General features: G+C 51.9%; 13 protein-coding genes. 9 read left to right on the plus strand and 4 right to left on the minus strand.

Features of this window, described 5'->3' with window-relative positions; all coding sequences use genetic code 11:
• Positions 1-42 precede the first annotated feature (42 nt).
• Complete coding sequence (locus RDW05_RS09925) at positions 43-987, plus strand: nitronate monooxygenase (RefSeq protein WP_307978911.1); 945 nt, start codon at positions 43-45, stop codon at positions 985-987.
• Between the two features lie 121 nt (positions 988-1,108).
• Here the strand turns inward: RDW05_RS09925 and RDW05_RS09930 are convergent, their stop codons facing one another.
• Positions 1,109-2,518, minus strand: a complete 1,410-nt coding sequence (locus tag RDW05_RS09930; RefSeq protein ID WP_307978912.1) for a PLP-dependent aminotransferase family protein — start codon at positions 2,516-2,518, stop codon at positions 1,109-1,111.
• Between the two features lie 149 nt (positions 2,519-2,667).
• On the opposite strand from RDW05_RS09930, the gene RDW05_RS09935 reads away from it, so the two are divergent.
• Complete coding sequence (locus tag RDW05_RS09935) at positions 2,668-4,155, plus strand: aldehyde dehydrogenase family protein (RefSeq protein ID WP_307978913.1); 1,488 nt, start codon at positions 2,668-2,670, stop codon at positions 4,153-4,155.
• An 85-nt stretch (positions 4,156-4,240) separates the two neighbouring features.
• On the opposite strand, the gene RDW05_RS09940 is transcribed toward RDW05_RS09935, so the two are convergent.
• The 3 genes from RDW05_RS09940 to RDW05_RS09950 all read right to left on the minus strand — a co-directional run bounded on the left by RDW05_RS09940 (position 4,241) and on the right by RDW05_RS09950 (position 6,266).
• Complete coding sequence (locus tag RDW05_RS09940) at positions 4,241-4,993, minus strand: pentapeptide repeat-containing protein (protein ID WP_304259611.1); 753 nt, start codon at positions 4,991-4,993, stop codon at positions 4,241-4,243.
• Entirely contained in the window at positions 4,986-5,705 is a 720-nt protein-coding gene (locus tag RDW05_RS09945; protein ID WP_293389526.1) for an HAD family hydrolase, read from the minus strand. The genes RDW05_RS09940 and RDW05_RS09945 overlap by 8 nt, the downstream gene beginning before the upstream one ends.
• Positions 5,706-5,783: 78 nt before the next feature.
• Positions 5,784-6,266, minus strand: a complete 483-nt coding sequence (locus tag RDW05_RS09950) for an S-adenosylmethionine decarboxylase family protein (RefSeq protein WP_304221914.1) — start codon at positions 6,264-6,266, stop codon at positions 5,784-5,786.
• A gap of 210 nt (positions 6,267-6,476) precedes the next feature.
• Between RDW05_RS09950 and RDW05_RS09955 the strand changes: the two genes are divergently transcribed.
• From RDW05_RS09955 to RDW05_RS09985, 7 genes are all read left to right on the plus strand, one after another.
• Entirely contained in the window at positions 6,477-8,642 is a 2,166-nt protein-coding gene (locus RDW05_RS09955; RefSeq protein WP_307978914.1) for an ATP-dependent RecD-like DNA helicase, read from the plus strand.
• Positions 8,642-9,367, plus strand: coding sequence for a phosphoribosyltransferase family protein (locus RDW05_RS09960; RefSeq protein WP_307978915.1), 726 nt, complete (start codon positions 8,642-8,644; stop codon positions 9,365-9,367). The genes RDW05_RS09955 and RDW05_RS09960 overlap by 1 nt, the downstream gene beginning before the upstream one ends.
• Before the next feature lie 10 nt (positions 9,368-9,377).
• Positions 9,378-10,475: an SLC13 family permease gene (locus RDW05_RS09965; protein ID WP_307978922.1), complete on the plus strand. Its 1,098-nt coding sequence runs from the start codon at positions 9,378-9,380 to the stop codon at positions 10,473-10,475.
• A gap of 144 nt (positions 10,476-10,619) precedes the next feature.
• Positions 10,620-11,159 carry a hypothetical protein gene (locus RDW05_RS09970; RefSeq protein WP_307978917.1) on the plus strand — a complete coding sequence of 180 codons (540 nt, stop codon included), beginning with the start codon at positions 10,620-10,622 and terminating at the stop codon, positions 11,157-11,159.
• A gap of 18 nt (positions 11,160-11,177) precedes the next feature.
• On the plus strand, positions 11,178-11,759 hold the full coding sequence (locus tag RDW05_RS09975) for a biotin transporter BioY (protein WP_374111032.1): 582 nt from the start codon (positions 11,178-11,180) through the stop codon (positions 11,757-11,759).
• An 82-nt stretch (positions 11,760-11,841) separates the two neighbouring features.
• Positions 11,842-12,978, plus strand: a complete 1,137-nt coding sequence (locus tag RDW05_RS09980) for a thiolase family protein (protein ID WP_307978920.1) — start codon at positions 11,842-11,844, stop codon at positions 12,976-12,978.
• A gap of 5 nt (positions 12,979-12,983) precedes the next feature.
• The gene (locus RDW05_RS09985; RefSeq protein ID WP_307978921.1) at positions 12,984-14,207 is read left to right on the plus strand and encodes an AMP-binding protein; all 1,224 of its coding nucleotides are present in this window, start codon (positions 12,984-12,986) and stop codon (positions 14,205-14,207) included.
• Positions 14,208-14,415: the final 208 nt, after the last annotated feature.

Genomic DNA, 14,415 nt, shown 5'->3' on the forward strand with positions numbered 1-14,415 from the left:
TAGTATATAATAGGCGTGTAAAATTGTTGCGAGGTGATTATCATGAAAACTAAATTAACTGAGCTCTTAGGTATAAAATATCCTGTTATCCAGGGTGGTATGGCGTGGACGAGTGACGCTGTGCTGGCTGCAGCAGTTTCCAACGCCGGTGGTGCCGGTATCATCGGCAGCGGCGGCCGCACTGTGGAATGGACACGTGACGAGGTGCGCAAGGCAAAATCTCTGACCGACAAGCCCTTCGGCGTTAACGTTATGCTGATGGCTCCTAACATTGCGGAAATCATTGCTATGCTGTGCGAGGAAAAGGTAGCCTTTGTTACCTTGGGTGCAGGCAACCCGGTACCGCATCTTCCTGCTTTTCATGCTGCAGGCATCAAGGTTATTCCTGTAGTGCCTAATGTTAAGCTGGCAAAGCGCATTGAAGCTGCAGGCGCTGACGCTATGGTTATTGAAGGTATGGAGGCCGGTGGTCACATCGGCAAGCAGACTACTATGGCGCTGATGGAAAACGTACTGCCGCAGATTAAATCTGTTCCGGTGCTTGTTGCAGGCGGTATCAGCGACGGTCGTGCGCTGGCTGCAGCTTTGCTGATGGGCGCTGCAGGTGTGCAGATGGGCAGCCGTTTCCTGCTGACTGAGGAATGCCCGGCTAATCCTGCTGCTAAGGAGGCTATTGTTAAGGCAACCGATACTGACAGCGTAGCAACCGGCTACAGCCGTAATCTTGGTGTACGCTGCCTTTCCAATGCCTTTACCGATGCTTATACCGCGCGTGAAATTGCCGGTGCTCCCAAAGAGGAGCTGATGGCGATGGGTACAGGCACCAACCGCAGAGGTCTTGTGGAAGGTGATGTTACCAACGGTACCGTTATGTGCGGTCAGAGCCTAAACGTGCTGAATGATATTCTGCCCTGCAAGGATGTTATGGAGCGTATCATTGCGGAAGCTAAAGAGGCTATTGCCAACGTACAGAAAATCGAGCTGTAAAAATTAAAGCAAAAAGCATGCATTGCTTGCTGTGTACCAATAATACTGGATGTCCGGTTGAGATACAAAGTAAAGCGGTGCATGCTTTTTTAGTGTGCGCTTAAATCTGGTCTGTAATTATTCAGCTTATCTGGTTGCATTCGGGGAACAGGCTGCTTAATCTTTCTATTACCGCGGCAATTTTATTTGCCTCGATGGCAGCGTAATTGATAACAAGCGTGCAGCCGTTATTTTCTTCGGTGTTATGGCTGTAATCGGAATAGAAGGAAAGGCACATATCTGCTGCCAGTGCTGCCTTGCGCACTTCTGCTTCCGTCAGTTTGGTGTTGATATGCAGTACAAAATGCGTACCGGCGTTGCGTTCGGTAATTTGCGAAACGGCGGCCAGCGGCGAAGCGTGGATGGCTGCCAAAATTTTGTGGCGCTGCTCGCGGTAGTAGTTTTTCATTTTGTTGATGTGGCGTTCAAAATAGCCTTCGGAAATAAAGCGTGCCAACGTATACTGCTCGAAGCTGGATACGGTGCAGCTGTAAAAGCTCATGGTCTGTTCGTAGCGCTCCAAAAGACGCGGCGGCAGCACCATGTAGCTGATGCGCAGCGAGGGCACAAGGCTTTTGGAGAAGGTGTTCATATAGATGACACGGCTTTGTGTATCCTGCGCGTACAGCGGCAGGATAAAGCGACCGGTGTAACGGAATTCGCTGTCGTAATCATCTTCAATGATATAGCGCTTGCGGATGCGGTTTACCCATTCAAACAGCTCCAGCCTGCGCGTTACGGGCATAACAATGCCGGTGGGGAAGTGGTTGGCGGGGGAAAGATGCACTACGTCGGCACCGCTTTCCTCCAGCTTGTCAATCATCAGACCGTTGTCATCAATGGGGATGTACTTCCAGGGATTACCGAAGCTGGCGGAGATGGAGGCGAATTTTTTATAACCTGGTTCTTCGATGGCGAAGGTGCAGGCGTGCCCGAACATCTGCAGCAGACGGCCGTAAAGATATTCTGTGCCGGCGCCGATGATTATCTGCGATGGGTCGACCTCCATAGCGCGGTTGTGTGCCAAGTAGGCGGCAATAGCCTTGCGCAGCTCGTAAACGCCTTTGTAGGGAACAGTTTTGAGCAGCTCTTCGTTGTGTACGGAAAGCGTTTCTCGCATCAGGCGTGTCCAGGTCGCCAACGGAAAGTTTTGCAGGCTGATGCGGTTGGCCTTGAAGTCGGCAAAGTATTCGCGCTCCGCTGCCTCCGGCTGCATTGCTGCGGCAGCCTTGCGGCGCACGCGGTAGCTGCTGACGTCTTCTACGAAGTAGCCCTTCTTTTCGCGCGAGGTGATGTAGCCTTCTACCGCCAGCTGGGCGTAAGCGTTGGCCACGGTGATGATGCCTACGCTCAGGTGCTGTGCCAGCGTGCGCTTGGAGGGCAGGCGTTCTCCTGCCTGCAGCTTGCCGCTGATGATGTCCTGACGGATGCATTGGTATAAGTAATCATAGAGCGGTGTGCTGCCGCGTTTATCTAAGTCATATGTTAACATAGATGCTGGTTCTCCTTGGTTCTAAAATGTTTTTGTTTTTTGATTCTTTTAATAGAACCATTTTGATTATACAATAGTGACATCACAAAAACAAGTCCCGTCACAACGGCGTGAAGGGCAAGAGCCAAATGAGGAGGATTATCATTATTATGGAAAAAGTAAAATTACAAGCACAATATGGTTTATATATTAACGGACAGTGGCGCGACGCATCCGACGGCGCAACCTATAATGCAGAAAGTCCCGCAGACGGCAGCCATCTGGCGGTTTGCGCCCAAGGCACTCGCGAGGATGTAGAAGCAGCCTCCGCAGCAGCCTGGGAAGCCTTCAAAACCTGGAAAAAGACTACTCCGGCACAGCGTGCCGCTCTGCTGAATAAAATTGCTGATATTATTTATGCTAACAAAGAGCATCTGGCAATGGTAGAAAGCATGGATAACGGCAAGCCGATTCGTGAAACCATGAACGTGGATATTCCGATGGCGGCAGACCATTTCCGTTATTTTGCCGGTTGCATTTTAGCAGAGGAAGGTCAGGCATCCGTACTTAACGAGCAGTTCCTGTCTATCATCCTGCGTGAGCCTATCGGCGTAGTCGGTCAGATTATCCCCTGGAACTTCCCGTTCCTGATGGCAGCGTGGAAGCTGGCGCCGGTGCTGGCAGCAGGCGATTGCACTGTGCTGAAGCCCTCTAAGGAAGCAAGTCTTTCCATTCTGGAATTTGCCCGTCTGATTGACGGCGTACTGCCTGCAGGCGTATTCAATGTTATTACTGGCGCCGGCAGCAAAACCGGTCAATATATGCTGGAGCATAAGGGCTTTGCCAAGCTGGCCTTCACCGGCAGCACCGAGGTTGGCCGCAACGTAGGCTTGGCTGCGGCAGAACGCATTATCCCGGCAACATTGGAGCTGGGCGGCAAGAGTGCCAACATTTATTTCGATGACTGCGATTTTGATCAGGCGATTGACGGTGCTCAACTGGGCATTCTCTTTAATCAAGGTCAGGTTTGCTGTGCAGGCAGTCGTATCTTCGTGCAGGATACCATTTACGATAAATTCGTACCGGCTTTAGTAAAAGCCTTCAATAAGGTTAAGGTGGGCCTGCCGTGGAATGATGATACTCAGATGGGTTCTCAAATCAACGAAACCCAGATCAGGAAAATCTTGAGCTATGTTGAAATTGCTAAGCAGGAGGGCGCTACTATTGCCTGCGGCGGTGAACGCTTTACCGAGGGCGAGCTGGCCAAGGGTGCCTTCATGAAGCCGACGCTGATTACCGATGTAACCAACGATATGCGTGTGGCGCAGGAGGAAATCTTCGGACCTGTTGCCGTAGTTATCAAATTCCACGATGAGGATGAGGTTGTGGCTATGGCTAATGACAGCGAATACGGCCTCGGCGGCGCTGTCTGGACTAAGGATATTAACAAGGCTATCCGTGTAGCACGCAATGTGGAAACCGGCCGTATGTGGGTGAACACCTATAACCAGATTCCTGAGCATTCTCCCTTCGGCGGCTACAAAACCTCCGGCATCGGCCGTGAAACTCACAAGATGATTTTGAAGCACTATACTCAAGTGAAAAATATTATGATTAATCTCAGTTATGCTCCTTCTGGGTTTTATCCTCAGGACTGACGATTAATAAACAGGATTATTCCTGATTAGTTGCGCAAAAAAAGCTCCGGCGGTTGCCGGAGCTTTTTTGCTGAGTGGGTTATATTTATTTATCCAATTTTGCATTATCCATAAATGCTGTGCCGAACTGAGTATAGTTCATTTCCGCACCGCGCAGGTCAGCGTATTCCAAAAATGCTTTGTCCAGCAGCGCCTTGTCCAGCTTGCTGTTGTTCAAATTGCTGTGGCCCAGCTTGCTGCTGCGCAGGTCTGCTTCCGTCAGGTCGCTGCGCTCCAGATGGGCACTGTACAGGTTAGCGCCATGAAAAATTGCGTTTTTCAGGCTGGCGCGGCGCAGCCAGCTGTAGGGCAGGTTGGCAAAGCTGAAGTCGGCATAGTCGGCCTGTACGCCGTCCATGGAAGCCTCCTGCGCTTTGACCTGCTGCAGATTAGCGTTCAACAGATGTGCGCCACGCAGCTGGCAGCGGTTGAGATATGCTCCCTGCAGGCTGGCGTTGGTAAAATCGCTGCCGGAGGCATTGGCATAGCGGAAGTTGGCATATGCCAGATCAGCACCGCGCAGACTGGCGTTGGGCAACAGTGCGCTCTGGAAGCAGGCATCCTGCAGCTTGGCCTTGTCCAGCTTGGTAGAATCAAGACGTGCTTCCGTAAAATCGGTGTTGGTAAAATCGCGTCCGGATAAATCCATTCCGGATAAATCGGCACCGGAAAGGTCACCGCCGGGGCAGCTTGCTCCGTTCAGTACTGCATTTAAATCACTGTTGCTGTAAGCAAGGGCTGTGCTGCTTAAGCCGAGAGCCAGAAGCATAAGCACAGTCTGGAAAATATTCTTACGCATTTTGCCCTCCTGCATAGTTTTCTGCTTCGTCCAGCAAAAGCTCCAGCTGCTTGGGATCATCCGGCAGACAGTCGATTATCTTCCAAGGCTTAACCTCGGCAAAATCCTCAGGCTTATAGCCGGAGCCTTCCAAAATAATCAGACAGGGAGCGCCGATGGCGTTGGCACAGCGCACGTCGTTAGGTGTATCGCCGATGAAAATCAGCTCGTTGGGCTTGGCCTCTTCGTTTTGCATATACAGGCGGTGGAAAGCGACCTTGGCCAGCATTTCGCGGTTTTCGCTGATTTCGCCGAAGACGCTGTGTTCGTGGTTAAAATATTGGTCCAGACCGAAATGCTGCAGCTTGAGATGGGCGCCGGTGCTGGTGTTGCCGGTGAGCAGGCAGTTGCAGTAACGGCTGTCTGGCTGGCAGAAGTATTGCAGCGTTTTCTCCACGTTTTTCAAAACACGGCCCTTGTGCAGCGGTAGCTGTTTGGGCAACTCCATATGGTAGCGGATAAGCAGGCCTGCTGCTTCCGCACTGTTGCAGCGTCCGCGCAGACGGGTAACAACGCTTTTGATGATATCCGAGTCAGTGCGTCCTGCCAGGGACTTGTTGAAATCGAAGGCATCCAAAAAATAATAATCCTTGATAACCTTAATCATGGCATCCTTGCCGGCACCGCCGGACAGAATGAGGGTGCCGTCTACATCCCACATTAAATACTTCATGTGAAAAATCTCCTTTGGTTTAAGAAAAAACAGGGGCTGTTCATACAACCCCTGGAAAAGTTTATCTTATAGTCCCGTTTAGATGCCACGGGGCTTGAGCATCATTTTTTTCAGTTGAGCGCCGACGTTTTTGGTAACGTTCTGAGTGCGACGGATGAATTTGATATTGGAGCGGTGGTTGGGCTTCATATCGTATTTGCTGCCGAAATCGCCGCGGTCCAGCAGGGTAATCTTGGCTTTGTCGCAGTCAAAGGCGCTGCGCAGATAGCGTGCCATTCCCGCAGGGTCGGCATCATCATAGCAGCTGAAAATATCTGCCGCAATAAAACCGAGCTTAGGATATACATGCAGAGTTACATGACCTTGTTTGCAGAGTGCGGAGATGGAATATTCGCTCTGGCCTTCCTCCTGACAAACAAGCAGCTCGCGGCTGTTCATCTGGTATTCATCACAGCCTTCCTGCAACAGAATCTTTGCCTTTTCGGTGTCGTTAACTTCGTTTACGCCGCAGTTATACATATCTATGGCTATTAATTTTCCTGTAAATTTTTTGGGTTGCATGTGTAAAACTCCTCATGTTTATAATTACAATAATACAAAGCCGGTTCTGGCGCAGGGCGCTGATTTGCCGGAAACAATATATAGTGTATATCTCATTCAATTATAGCGAAAATTATAATACTTGTAAAGTCAAATTGCTATCCTAATTGAGAAAACTATGTTATAATAATAGCTATAGTAAAAACATTTGTTTTGTGTGGCGGTGAGAAAATGGAAAAGCTGGAAGCGATAGTTGATGATATAGTGTTTCAAAGCGATGACGGCATGTTCAGCGTGCTGCGTATGGAAAGCAAGGCGCAGGGACGCTTTACTGCTGTTTATCATGGCAATGCGCCGTATATGGGCGAAAATGTGGCTATGGAGGGCAGCTGGATTGAGCATGCGAGATTCGGCAGACAATTTGATATACAGTCACTGCAGGTTTTGCAGCCGACTTCGGTAGCAGGCATTGAACGCTTTCTGGCTTCCGGCGCGGTGAAGGGCGTCGGCCCGGTGACGGCGGCAAGAATTGTGGAGGCCTTCGGAACGGATACGCTGGAAATCATGGGCAGCTATCCCGAGCGCCTGGCACAGGTGCGCGGCATCAGCGCCAAAAAGGCTGCCGCTATCGGTGAATCCTACAGCCAGCTTTCCGGTTTGCGTGAGCTGATGGTGTTTTTGGAAGCGCACGGCGTGAGCAGCGGTTATGCAGCACGCCTGCAGGCAACCTACGGCGCTACGGCGATTACCCGCATTAAGGAAAATCCCTATAGCCTGGCGGAGGATATTACCGGCATCGGGTTTAAAACTGCGGACAGAATTGCTATGGCTATGGGCATGGAGCATGACTGCGAGGCACGCTTGCGCGCAGGCATTGCTTATGCGCTGACGCAGGCCGCAGGCGTGGGACACACCTGCGTGCCGGAGGAGCTGCTGGTGCGTGAAACGGCGAGAGCATTGGCGGTAGACACTTCCATGGTGCAGGATGTTTTCAGCAGCCTGCTGGAGCAGGATTTGCTGCGCACGGAGGAAATGGGCGGTATACGCCTGATATATCCGGAATATCTTTATACGGCGGAGGTGCAGACAGCACGCCGTCTGCTGAAGCTGCGCGACCAGGCGAAGCCGGTGACGCGCGTAAATGCGGATGAGGTCATTGCCAAATGGGAGCGTGATGCCGGTATTACGCTGGCGGAGGCGCAGCGTCAGGCAATTTATGCTTCGCTGGAGCATGGTGTCTTTGTGCTCACCGGCGGTCCCGGTACAGGTAAAACAACTGTTGTCAAAGGCATTCTGAACGTTCTGGAGCAGGCTGGCTGCCGCATTCTGCTGGCCGCGCCTACCGGTCGCGCCGCACGCAGGCTGGCTGATTCTGCCGGTCATCCGGCAGTAACGGTACACCGTCTGCTGGAATATCAGCCTACGGGTGACGGCCTGTGCTTCGGCAAGGATGACAGCGATCCGCTGGATGCGGAAGCGATTATTATCGATGAGGCTTCGATGCTCGACATTACTCTGACGTATCATCTGCTTAAGGCGGTTCCCGGCGGCTGCCGGCTGATTTTCGTTGGTGACGTGGACCAGCTGCCTTCCGTTGGTGCAGGCTCGGTGCTTAAGGATATGATCCGTTCGGGCAGAATGCCTGTTGTACGTCTGGAAAATGTTTTCCGTCAGGCAGAGGTAAGTCCGATTGTCCGTAATGCCCATAAGATTAACCGTGGGCAGATGCCGGAGTTTCTTGCCGGTGCCGACAGCGAGTTTGCCTTGGAGGAATTTGCCAATGAGCAGGATGCTGCGGAATTTGTAGCGCGTACCTACGCCGAGCTTACGTCCGGCGGTGACTGGCGCAGTGTGCAGGTGCTGACGCCGATGCACAAAAATCCCTGCGGCGTGCAGAATCTGAATAAGCTGCTGCAGAAATATCTTAATCCGCCGTCTGCGGCTAAGCCTGAGGTTACGATACCGGGCAACGTGCTACGTATTGGCGACAAGGTTATGCAGATTCGCAATAACTATGAAAAGGATGTTTTCAACGGCGACATCGGCCGTGTAATTAAAATAGACGGAAAAAATGTTACGGTAGCCTTCCCGGAGCGTCCTGAGGGTGATTACGTTACCTACGCTCAGGGTGAGGTGGAGGAGCTGCAGCTGGCCTACGCTATGAGTGTGCATAAGTCGCAGGGCAGCGAATATCCCTATGTTATTTTGCTCATGGTGCAGAGTCATTACATCATGCTGCAGCGCAATCTGCTGTATACGGCTGTGACTAGAGCTAAGGAAAAGGTGCTGATTGTCGGCAGCAAAAACGCGGTGCGTACCGCTGTGGAAAACGACAAGACGAAAAGGCGTTACAGCTTGCTGGCTGAGCGCCTGCAGGAAAGCAGCGAGGTGTTCTGATGCAGCGTTGGTTAAGAGATTTTGCTTATTACGGGCGTGTGGCGAAGGAGCTTATCTTTCCCAGACGCTGCGCTGTGTGTGCGACTAATATTGATAACGGCTACGTTTGTGAGCAGTGCCGCAGGGAATATCTGCTGCAGCGTCAGCTGCCCTGCTGTCCGCGTGAGGAATATCTTGCGGGACAGGCAGCACCGTTGCCGACGGACGTTTTATACAGTGTGCTGCTGCTTTATAAATATGAGGGCGTGTTTAAGGATGCGCTGCATAAAATTAAATTTGAGGGTGAGGCAGGCTGGCTGCCGTTGCTGCGTGAGGAAGCGGAGCTTGCGTTGCCCGCGGCCAAAATGCGCTGGCTGCAGCAGTTTGACCTTATTACCTGCGTACCGACTGCGCCCGAGCGACGCAGGCAGCGTGGCTTCGATGTGCCTCAGGAGCTGTTTGCGGGACTCTTGGAGGGACGCAGCGTGGGCATGGAGGTTTTGCTGGAGCGGGTGCGCCATACTCAGCCCTTGTACGAGCTGAAGCCTGAAGAAAGAAAGCAGGAGCTGGCAGGCTGCTTTGCCCTGCTGCCGCATGCCAAGGTGCGCGGCAAGCATGTACTGCTCTGCGACGATATCTATACTACGGGCAGCACCTTTGCGGAAGCGGCACAGGTGCTGCTGGACGCAGGGGCGGCGCGCGTATCGGCGCTGGCACTGTGCGCGGCGCAGGCTAACTGGGAGTGACTTTTTGTTGATGCAAAAAATAAAGAATTACTGGCGGCGTGAGCCTGTTTTGTGTATTGCCGTTATGCTGGCTGCTGTCAGCAGCCTTTACAGCAGGCCGCAGCTTGCCTATATAGATTTTGACGTGTTGGCGATACTGCTTTCGCTGATGCTGGTGGTAGCGGAGCTGAAGGAGATACGCTTTCTGGACTGGCTGGCGGTGGAGCTGCTTAATAAATGCCGCAGCAGGCGGCAGCTGGAGCTGGTGCTGCTGGCAGTAACCTATATCAGCTCAATGTTCGTGACGAATGACGTGGCTTTGCTGACCTTTGTGCCGCTGGCGCTGGTTATCGGCAAAACCTTGAAAATGGATATGGAGCGGATTATTATTCTGCAGACGCTGGCTGCCAACCTTGGCAGTATGTTGACGCCGCCGGGTAATCCGCAGAATTTGTTTTTGTATGCGCATTATGCTTATACCGCAGGCAGCTTTTTTGCCGTAATGGCTGTGCCGGGAGTGATTTCGCTGGCATATCTGCTATTGTTATTATTCCATGGCAAGGACAGCGTACTGAAGCTGGAGCTGCCAAAGCTGCAGCAGCCTCCTAAGGGAATATTGCTGCTCTTTTTGGGACTGCTTTTATTAAACATCGGCGCTGTGCTGCATTGGTTCGACAAGCTGTGGGCCTTGCTGCTGACGGCAGGCGTAGTTGCCCTGTGCGACAGGCGACGGCTGTTGGCGGTTGATTACAGCCTGCTGGTGACCTTTGCCGGCTTCTTTATATTTATCGGCAACATCAGCCACAGTCCTGCGGTAAGCTATTTGCAGCAGTCGCTGATGGGCAGTGCGGCAGGCACATACTTTACAGGACTGCTGGCCAGCCAGTTTCTTAGCAATGTGCCGGCGGCTATGCTGCTGGCAGGCTTGACCAAGGAAGCGGATGCGCTGCTTTTAGGCGTTAATATCGGCGGTCTGGGCACGATGATTGCTTCGATGGCGAGTGTGATTTCCTACAAATTATATGCTGCAGAGCATCCCTCGCAGGCAGGAAAATATGTACGTACCTTTTTGTACTACAATTTTCTGGGCCTGTTGCTGATAGGAGGAGCGGTTTACTTCCTTCTGTGAGCGGGGAAATGCTTTGCGGCATTTCTTTTAGCGTAATGGTAAACCAATAATATGTAATAAGTTGACTATTTACATCACTTGCATTATAATAAAGCACGTGAAGCAGATAACGATAAGCTGCTCAGATGAAAGGAAAATGCAAAAATGTTAGAGCTTGCACATAAGCTGGCGGACAGCGATGCCAAATTCTTCGGCGGCTGGGTGCTGGCAGGAGCAGAAGCACATATTCATCAGCCGGCAGAGGCTATGGCGAATCAGGTGCTGCTGGCGAAGGAACGCAAATCAATCATCCGTGTAGCAGGAACTGCGGCAGACGGCAGTTTGGCTAAGGAGCTGCGGGTATTTTTGGTACTGCCTAAGCATAAATTAGGCACGAAGCCGCTGGAGCCCGAGGCGATTAAGGGCGATTTGCTGACAAAGCACACCTTCACAACACAGGAAATAGCAGATTATGTTGCCTATACCGGTGACGAAAACGTCATCCATAAGGGTGAGCATCCCATCGTGCCGGGACTGTGCATGGCTGCCTGGCTGCAGCGTGAGCTGGCGCTGACGGAGCTGGACTGGCGCATTACCTTTGTCGCTCCTGTTTACGCGGGCGACGAGCTGTGCATCTACAGGACAGAAGGTCAGCTTGCTGCTTATGTGGAAGCAATAAATGTTTTTGTGATTAAAGAATTATAGTAAGGCTGGTGTATGAAAATGACAACTTCTGGTACAGAAATCAATAAGAATCATAGAGGCGCAAACGTCAACAAGACTGCGGAAATGACGAAGATGGCGCTGATGGTAGCAATGAACTGCGTATCCGCATATATCATTATTCCGCTGCCGTTCTCTCTTTCTCCGCTTGCATTGCAGACTATGATCGTAAATCTTACAGGCTATGTGCTGAACGCTAAGCAGGCCTTTATGACCATGCTGGTTTATCTGCTGGTAGGTCTGGCAGGCGTGCCTGTATTTACCGGCGGCAGTGCGGGACCGGGCAAGCTGTTTGGTCCTACCGGCGGTTACATCATCGGCTTTTTGTTTACTGCTGTTTTCCTGGCATATTTCAGAGGCGAAAAATATAACTTCAAGCGTTATGCTTTGCTTGGCTGCGTTATCGGTATTCCGCTGATTTATGTGTTCGGCGTTGTCCAGCTGAAGCTGATTACCGGTATGGGTTGGGATAAGGCAATTATGACCGGCGCTCTGCCCTTCATTCCGCTGGATATTGTTAAATGTCTGGCTGCTGCCGTAATTGCAGGACCGATTAACCGTATTTTTGCCAACAACAGATAAATAAGGTATAATTTAAGGAGCTGTCAGCTATTTGCCGCAAGGCAGGTGGCAGGCAGCTCTTTTCGGATATAGAGGTGTTAAGATGGAAAATGCATATATTTTAGGAGGCCTGCGCAGCTACGTAGGCGTAGTCAACGGTATATATCGTCATATCCCGGCGGAGGTGCTGGGTGCGGAGGTTTTCAAGCAGGTGATGGAAAAATATCAGCTGCGTGAGCCTGATTATATTATTGCCGGCAACGGCGTAGGCGCCGGCGGCAATATTGCGCGCCTGATGGCATTGACGGCAGGCGTAGATATTTCGGTGCCGGCCTTTACGGTAGATGTGCAATGCGGCAGCGGCCTGGAAAGTATTGCTATTGCTGCGGCCAAGATTAACAGCGGCGAAGCTGATGTAATTGTTGCCGGTGGCTTTGAAAGCAGCTCTACGCAGCCAAGACGCGGCTATAATCCCAATCATCCGGATTATGCAGGCGATACTTGGTACAGCGTGGCCAAGTTTATGCCGGGCATTCACCGCGAAACGGTAATGCTGGAGGGCGCAGAGCTTGCTGCCAAGCGCGAAGGCATTACCAAGGAAGAAATGGACAGCTGGGTATTGCGCAGCCATGCGCTCGCGACGCAGGCGCGCGAGCAGGGGCTGCTGCAGAATATTATCGCGCCGGTCTGCGGTGCCGTTAAGGATGAAGGCATCCGGCCTCGCATGAGCCAGCGTCTGCTCGACAGAATGCCCAAGGTGCTGGAGGGCGGCGAATTTATTACGGCGGCCAATTCCTGCCTGATTAACGATGGCGCGGCCTTTGTGGTGCTGTGCTCGCAAAAATATCTGCAGGAGCACGGCTTAAAGCCGCAGGCCAGGGTGCTGGGCAGCACAGCCTGCGGCGGCGATCCCCTGGTAAGTCCGCGTACTGCAATTACCGCGCTGCAAAAGCTGTTGGCCAAGCATGGACTGCAGGAGCAGGATATCGCAGACTTTGAGCTGAATGAAGCCTTTGCTGTTATTGATGTGCTGTTTGCCCGCAGCTTTCCGCATAGCACTGATGAATACAATGTGTTCGGCGGGGCGCTGGCCTACGGTCATCCTTATGGTGCCAGCGGCGGCATAATTACGCTGCACCTGCTGGAAGCACTGCGCCAGAAGGGCGGACGCTACGGCGCCGCTAGCGTAGCTGCCGCAGGCGGCGTAGGTACGGCGCTGCTGCTGGAAAGAGTGGAGTGAAGCAAATGGATTACTTAACCTTAATTGCACAACAAAAACAGGACAAGCTCGCTCTTATAGAGGACGCAGAAGAATATACCTACGCCAGACTGGCGCAGGAGGCGCGCAGGCTGCGCAGTAAAGCGGATTTTAGCGCTCCAGCGTTTTTTATCCATGAAAACAGCATTGCCCGTCAGTTAATCAGCTTTTTGGCCTATAGCGGTACAAAAACCGTGCCGGTTATCGCTACCGAGGTGAGCAAAAATCAGCAGTTCAGCTGCGAGGCTATTCCCGAAGCGGCCTGCATGGGCGTTATGACCAGCGGCAGCACCGGCAAAAGCAAGCTGTTGTGGCGCAGCTATCATAGCTGGGCGGATTTTTTCCCGGAGCAGAACCATGTTTTCGGCGTTGATAACGAGACGGTAATTTTCTGTCAGGGAAGCCTGGCCTTTACCGGCAACCTTAATATTTATATGGGCGTGCTGGCTGCAGGCGGTACACTGGTGGTGACGGAGCGCTTCCGTCCGCGCCATTGGCTGCAGCTGATGCAGCGCTATGCGGTGAACGCAATCTATCTGATTCCGTCCAAGCTTTTACTGCTGCCTAAATTTTTGCGTGAGCCTGATTTGCGTGTGCGCAGTATCATCAGCGGCTCGCAGAGCATGGGCAGGCAGGAGGCGGACAAGCTGCTGCAGGTATTCCCCAATGCGGATATCACGCTGTACTACGGTGCCAGCGAGCTGAATTACATTACCTACATCAAGGCTGCAGAAATGACGGATGACCGCACACTTATCGGCCGTCCGTTTAAGGGCGTGCAGGTGAGCGTTTGTAATGAAGAAATTTTCATTGATACGCCTTATCATGTAGAAGATATCACGTTGCCGTTTTCCCTGAAGGACAGGGGACATCTGGATGCGGAAGGACGCCTGCACTTTTTGGGGCGCACGGATGATATTGTGAGCGTCAACGGACGCAAGGTTTCTGCCGTCAAGGTGTGCACTGCTTTGACTGAGCTGGAGGGCATTGAAGAGGCTGCAGTCATCTGCCGTCATGTGGACGATGCCGATGTGCTTATTGCTTTTGTGGGGGCGGCGTGCGAATACGGCAAGCAGCAGCTGGTTAAGCTGCTGCGGCAAACCTTAGAGGATTACGAGCTGCCCAAGCAGTTTGTCTTTATGGAGCAGCTGCCACATAATGAAAGCGGTAAGGTGGATAAATTGGCGCTGAAAAAATTGTACTTAGAGTGATTTTCGAGATATAAAATAAACCGTCGTCGGAAGGTGTTGGATTGTAGGTTCTGACGGCGGTTTTTGTGTTTAAGTTTAATAAAATGTTCCGCTTACTTTTTTAGGGTAGGCGGGGCATTTTCCTTTCCTATAAAAAGAGGCTGCCGTACTTTGTGTACGACAGCCCCTGTGCCATATGATTAGTTATTTAGTATATTTGCTTGTATAT

This window comes from uncultured Phascolarctobacterium sp., from assembly GCF_902463975.1.
GTDB lineage: Bacteria > Bacillota > Negativicutes > Acidaminococcales > Acidaminococcaceae > Phascolarctobacterium_A.

What these genes read in the sequence shown, in the direction of transcription:
- RDW05_RS09935 (WP_307978913.1), top strand. Translation starts at nt 2,668, where the DNA reads ATGGAAAAAGTAAAATTACAAGCACAATATGGTTTATATATTAACGGA.
- RDW05_RS09950 (WP_304221914.1), bottom strand. Translation starts at nt 6,266, where the DNA reads ATGCAACCCAAAAAATTTACAGGAAAATTAATAGCCATAGATATGTAT.
- RDW05_RS09965 (WP_307978922.1), top strand. Translation starts at nt 9,378, where the DNA reads ATGCAAAAAATAAAGAATTACTGGCGGCGTGAGCCTGTTTTGTGTATT.
- RDW05_RS09970 (WP_307978917.1), top strand. Translation starts at nt 10,620, where the DNA reads ATGTTAGAGCTTGCACATAAGCTGGCGGACAGCGATGCCAAATTCTTC.
- RDW05_RS09960 (WP_307978915.1), top strand. Translation starts at nt 8,642, where the DNA reads ATGCAGCGTTGGTTAAGAGATTTTGCTTATTACGGGCGTGTGGCGAAG.
- RDW05_RS09945 (WP_293389526.1), bottom strand. Translation starts at nt 5,705, where the DNA reads ATGAAGTATTTAATGTGGGATGTAGACGGCACCCTCATTCTGTCCGGC.
- RDW05_RS09975 (WP_374111032.1), top strand. Translation starts at nt 11,178, where the DNA reads ATGACAACTTCTGGTACAGAAATCAATAAGAATCATAGAGGCGCAAAC.
- RDW05_RS09930 (WP_307978912.1), bottom strand. Translation starts at nt 2,518, where the DNA reads ATGTTAACATATGACTTAGATAAACGCGGCAGCACACCGCTCTATGAT.
- RDW05_RS09955 (WP_307978914.1), top strand. Translation starts at nt 6,477, where the DNA reads ATGGAAAAGCTGGAAGCGATAGTTGATGATATAGTGTTTCAAAGCGAT.
- RDW05_RS09925 (WP_307978911.1), top strand. Translation starts at nt 43, where the DNA reads ATGAAAACTAAATTAACTGAGCTCTTAGGTATAAAATATCCTGTTATC.
- RDW05_RS09940 (WP_304259611.1), bottom strand. Translation starts at nt 4,993, where the DNA reads ATGCGTAAGAATATTTTCCAGACTGTGCTTATGCTTCTGGCTCTCGGC.
- RDW05_RS09985 (WP_307978921.1), top strand. Translation starts at nt 12,984, where the DNA reads ATGGATTACTTAACCTTAATTGCACAACAAAAACAGGACAAGCTCGCT.
- RDW05_RS09980 (WP_307978920.1), top strand. Translation starts at nt 11,842, where the DNA reads ATGGAAAATGCATATATTTTAGGAGGCCTGCGCAGCTACGTAGGCGTA.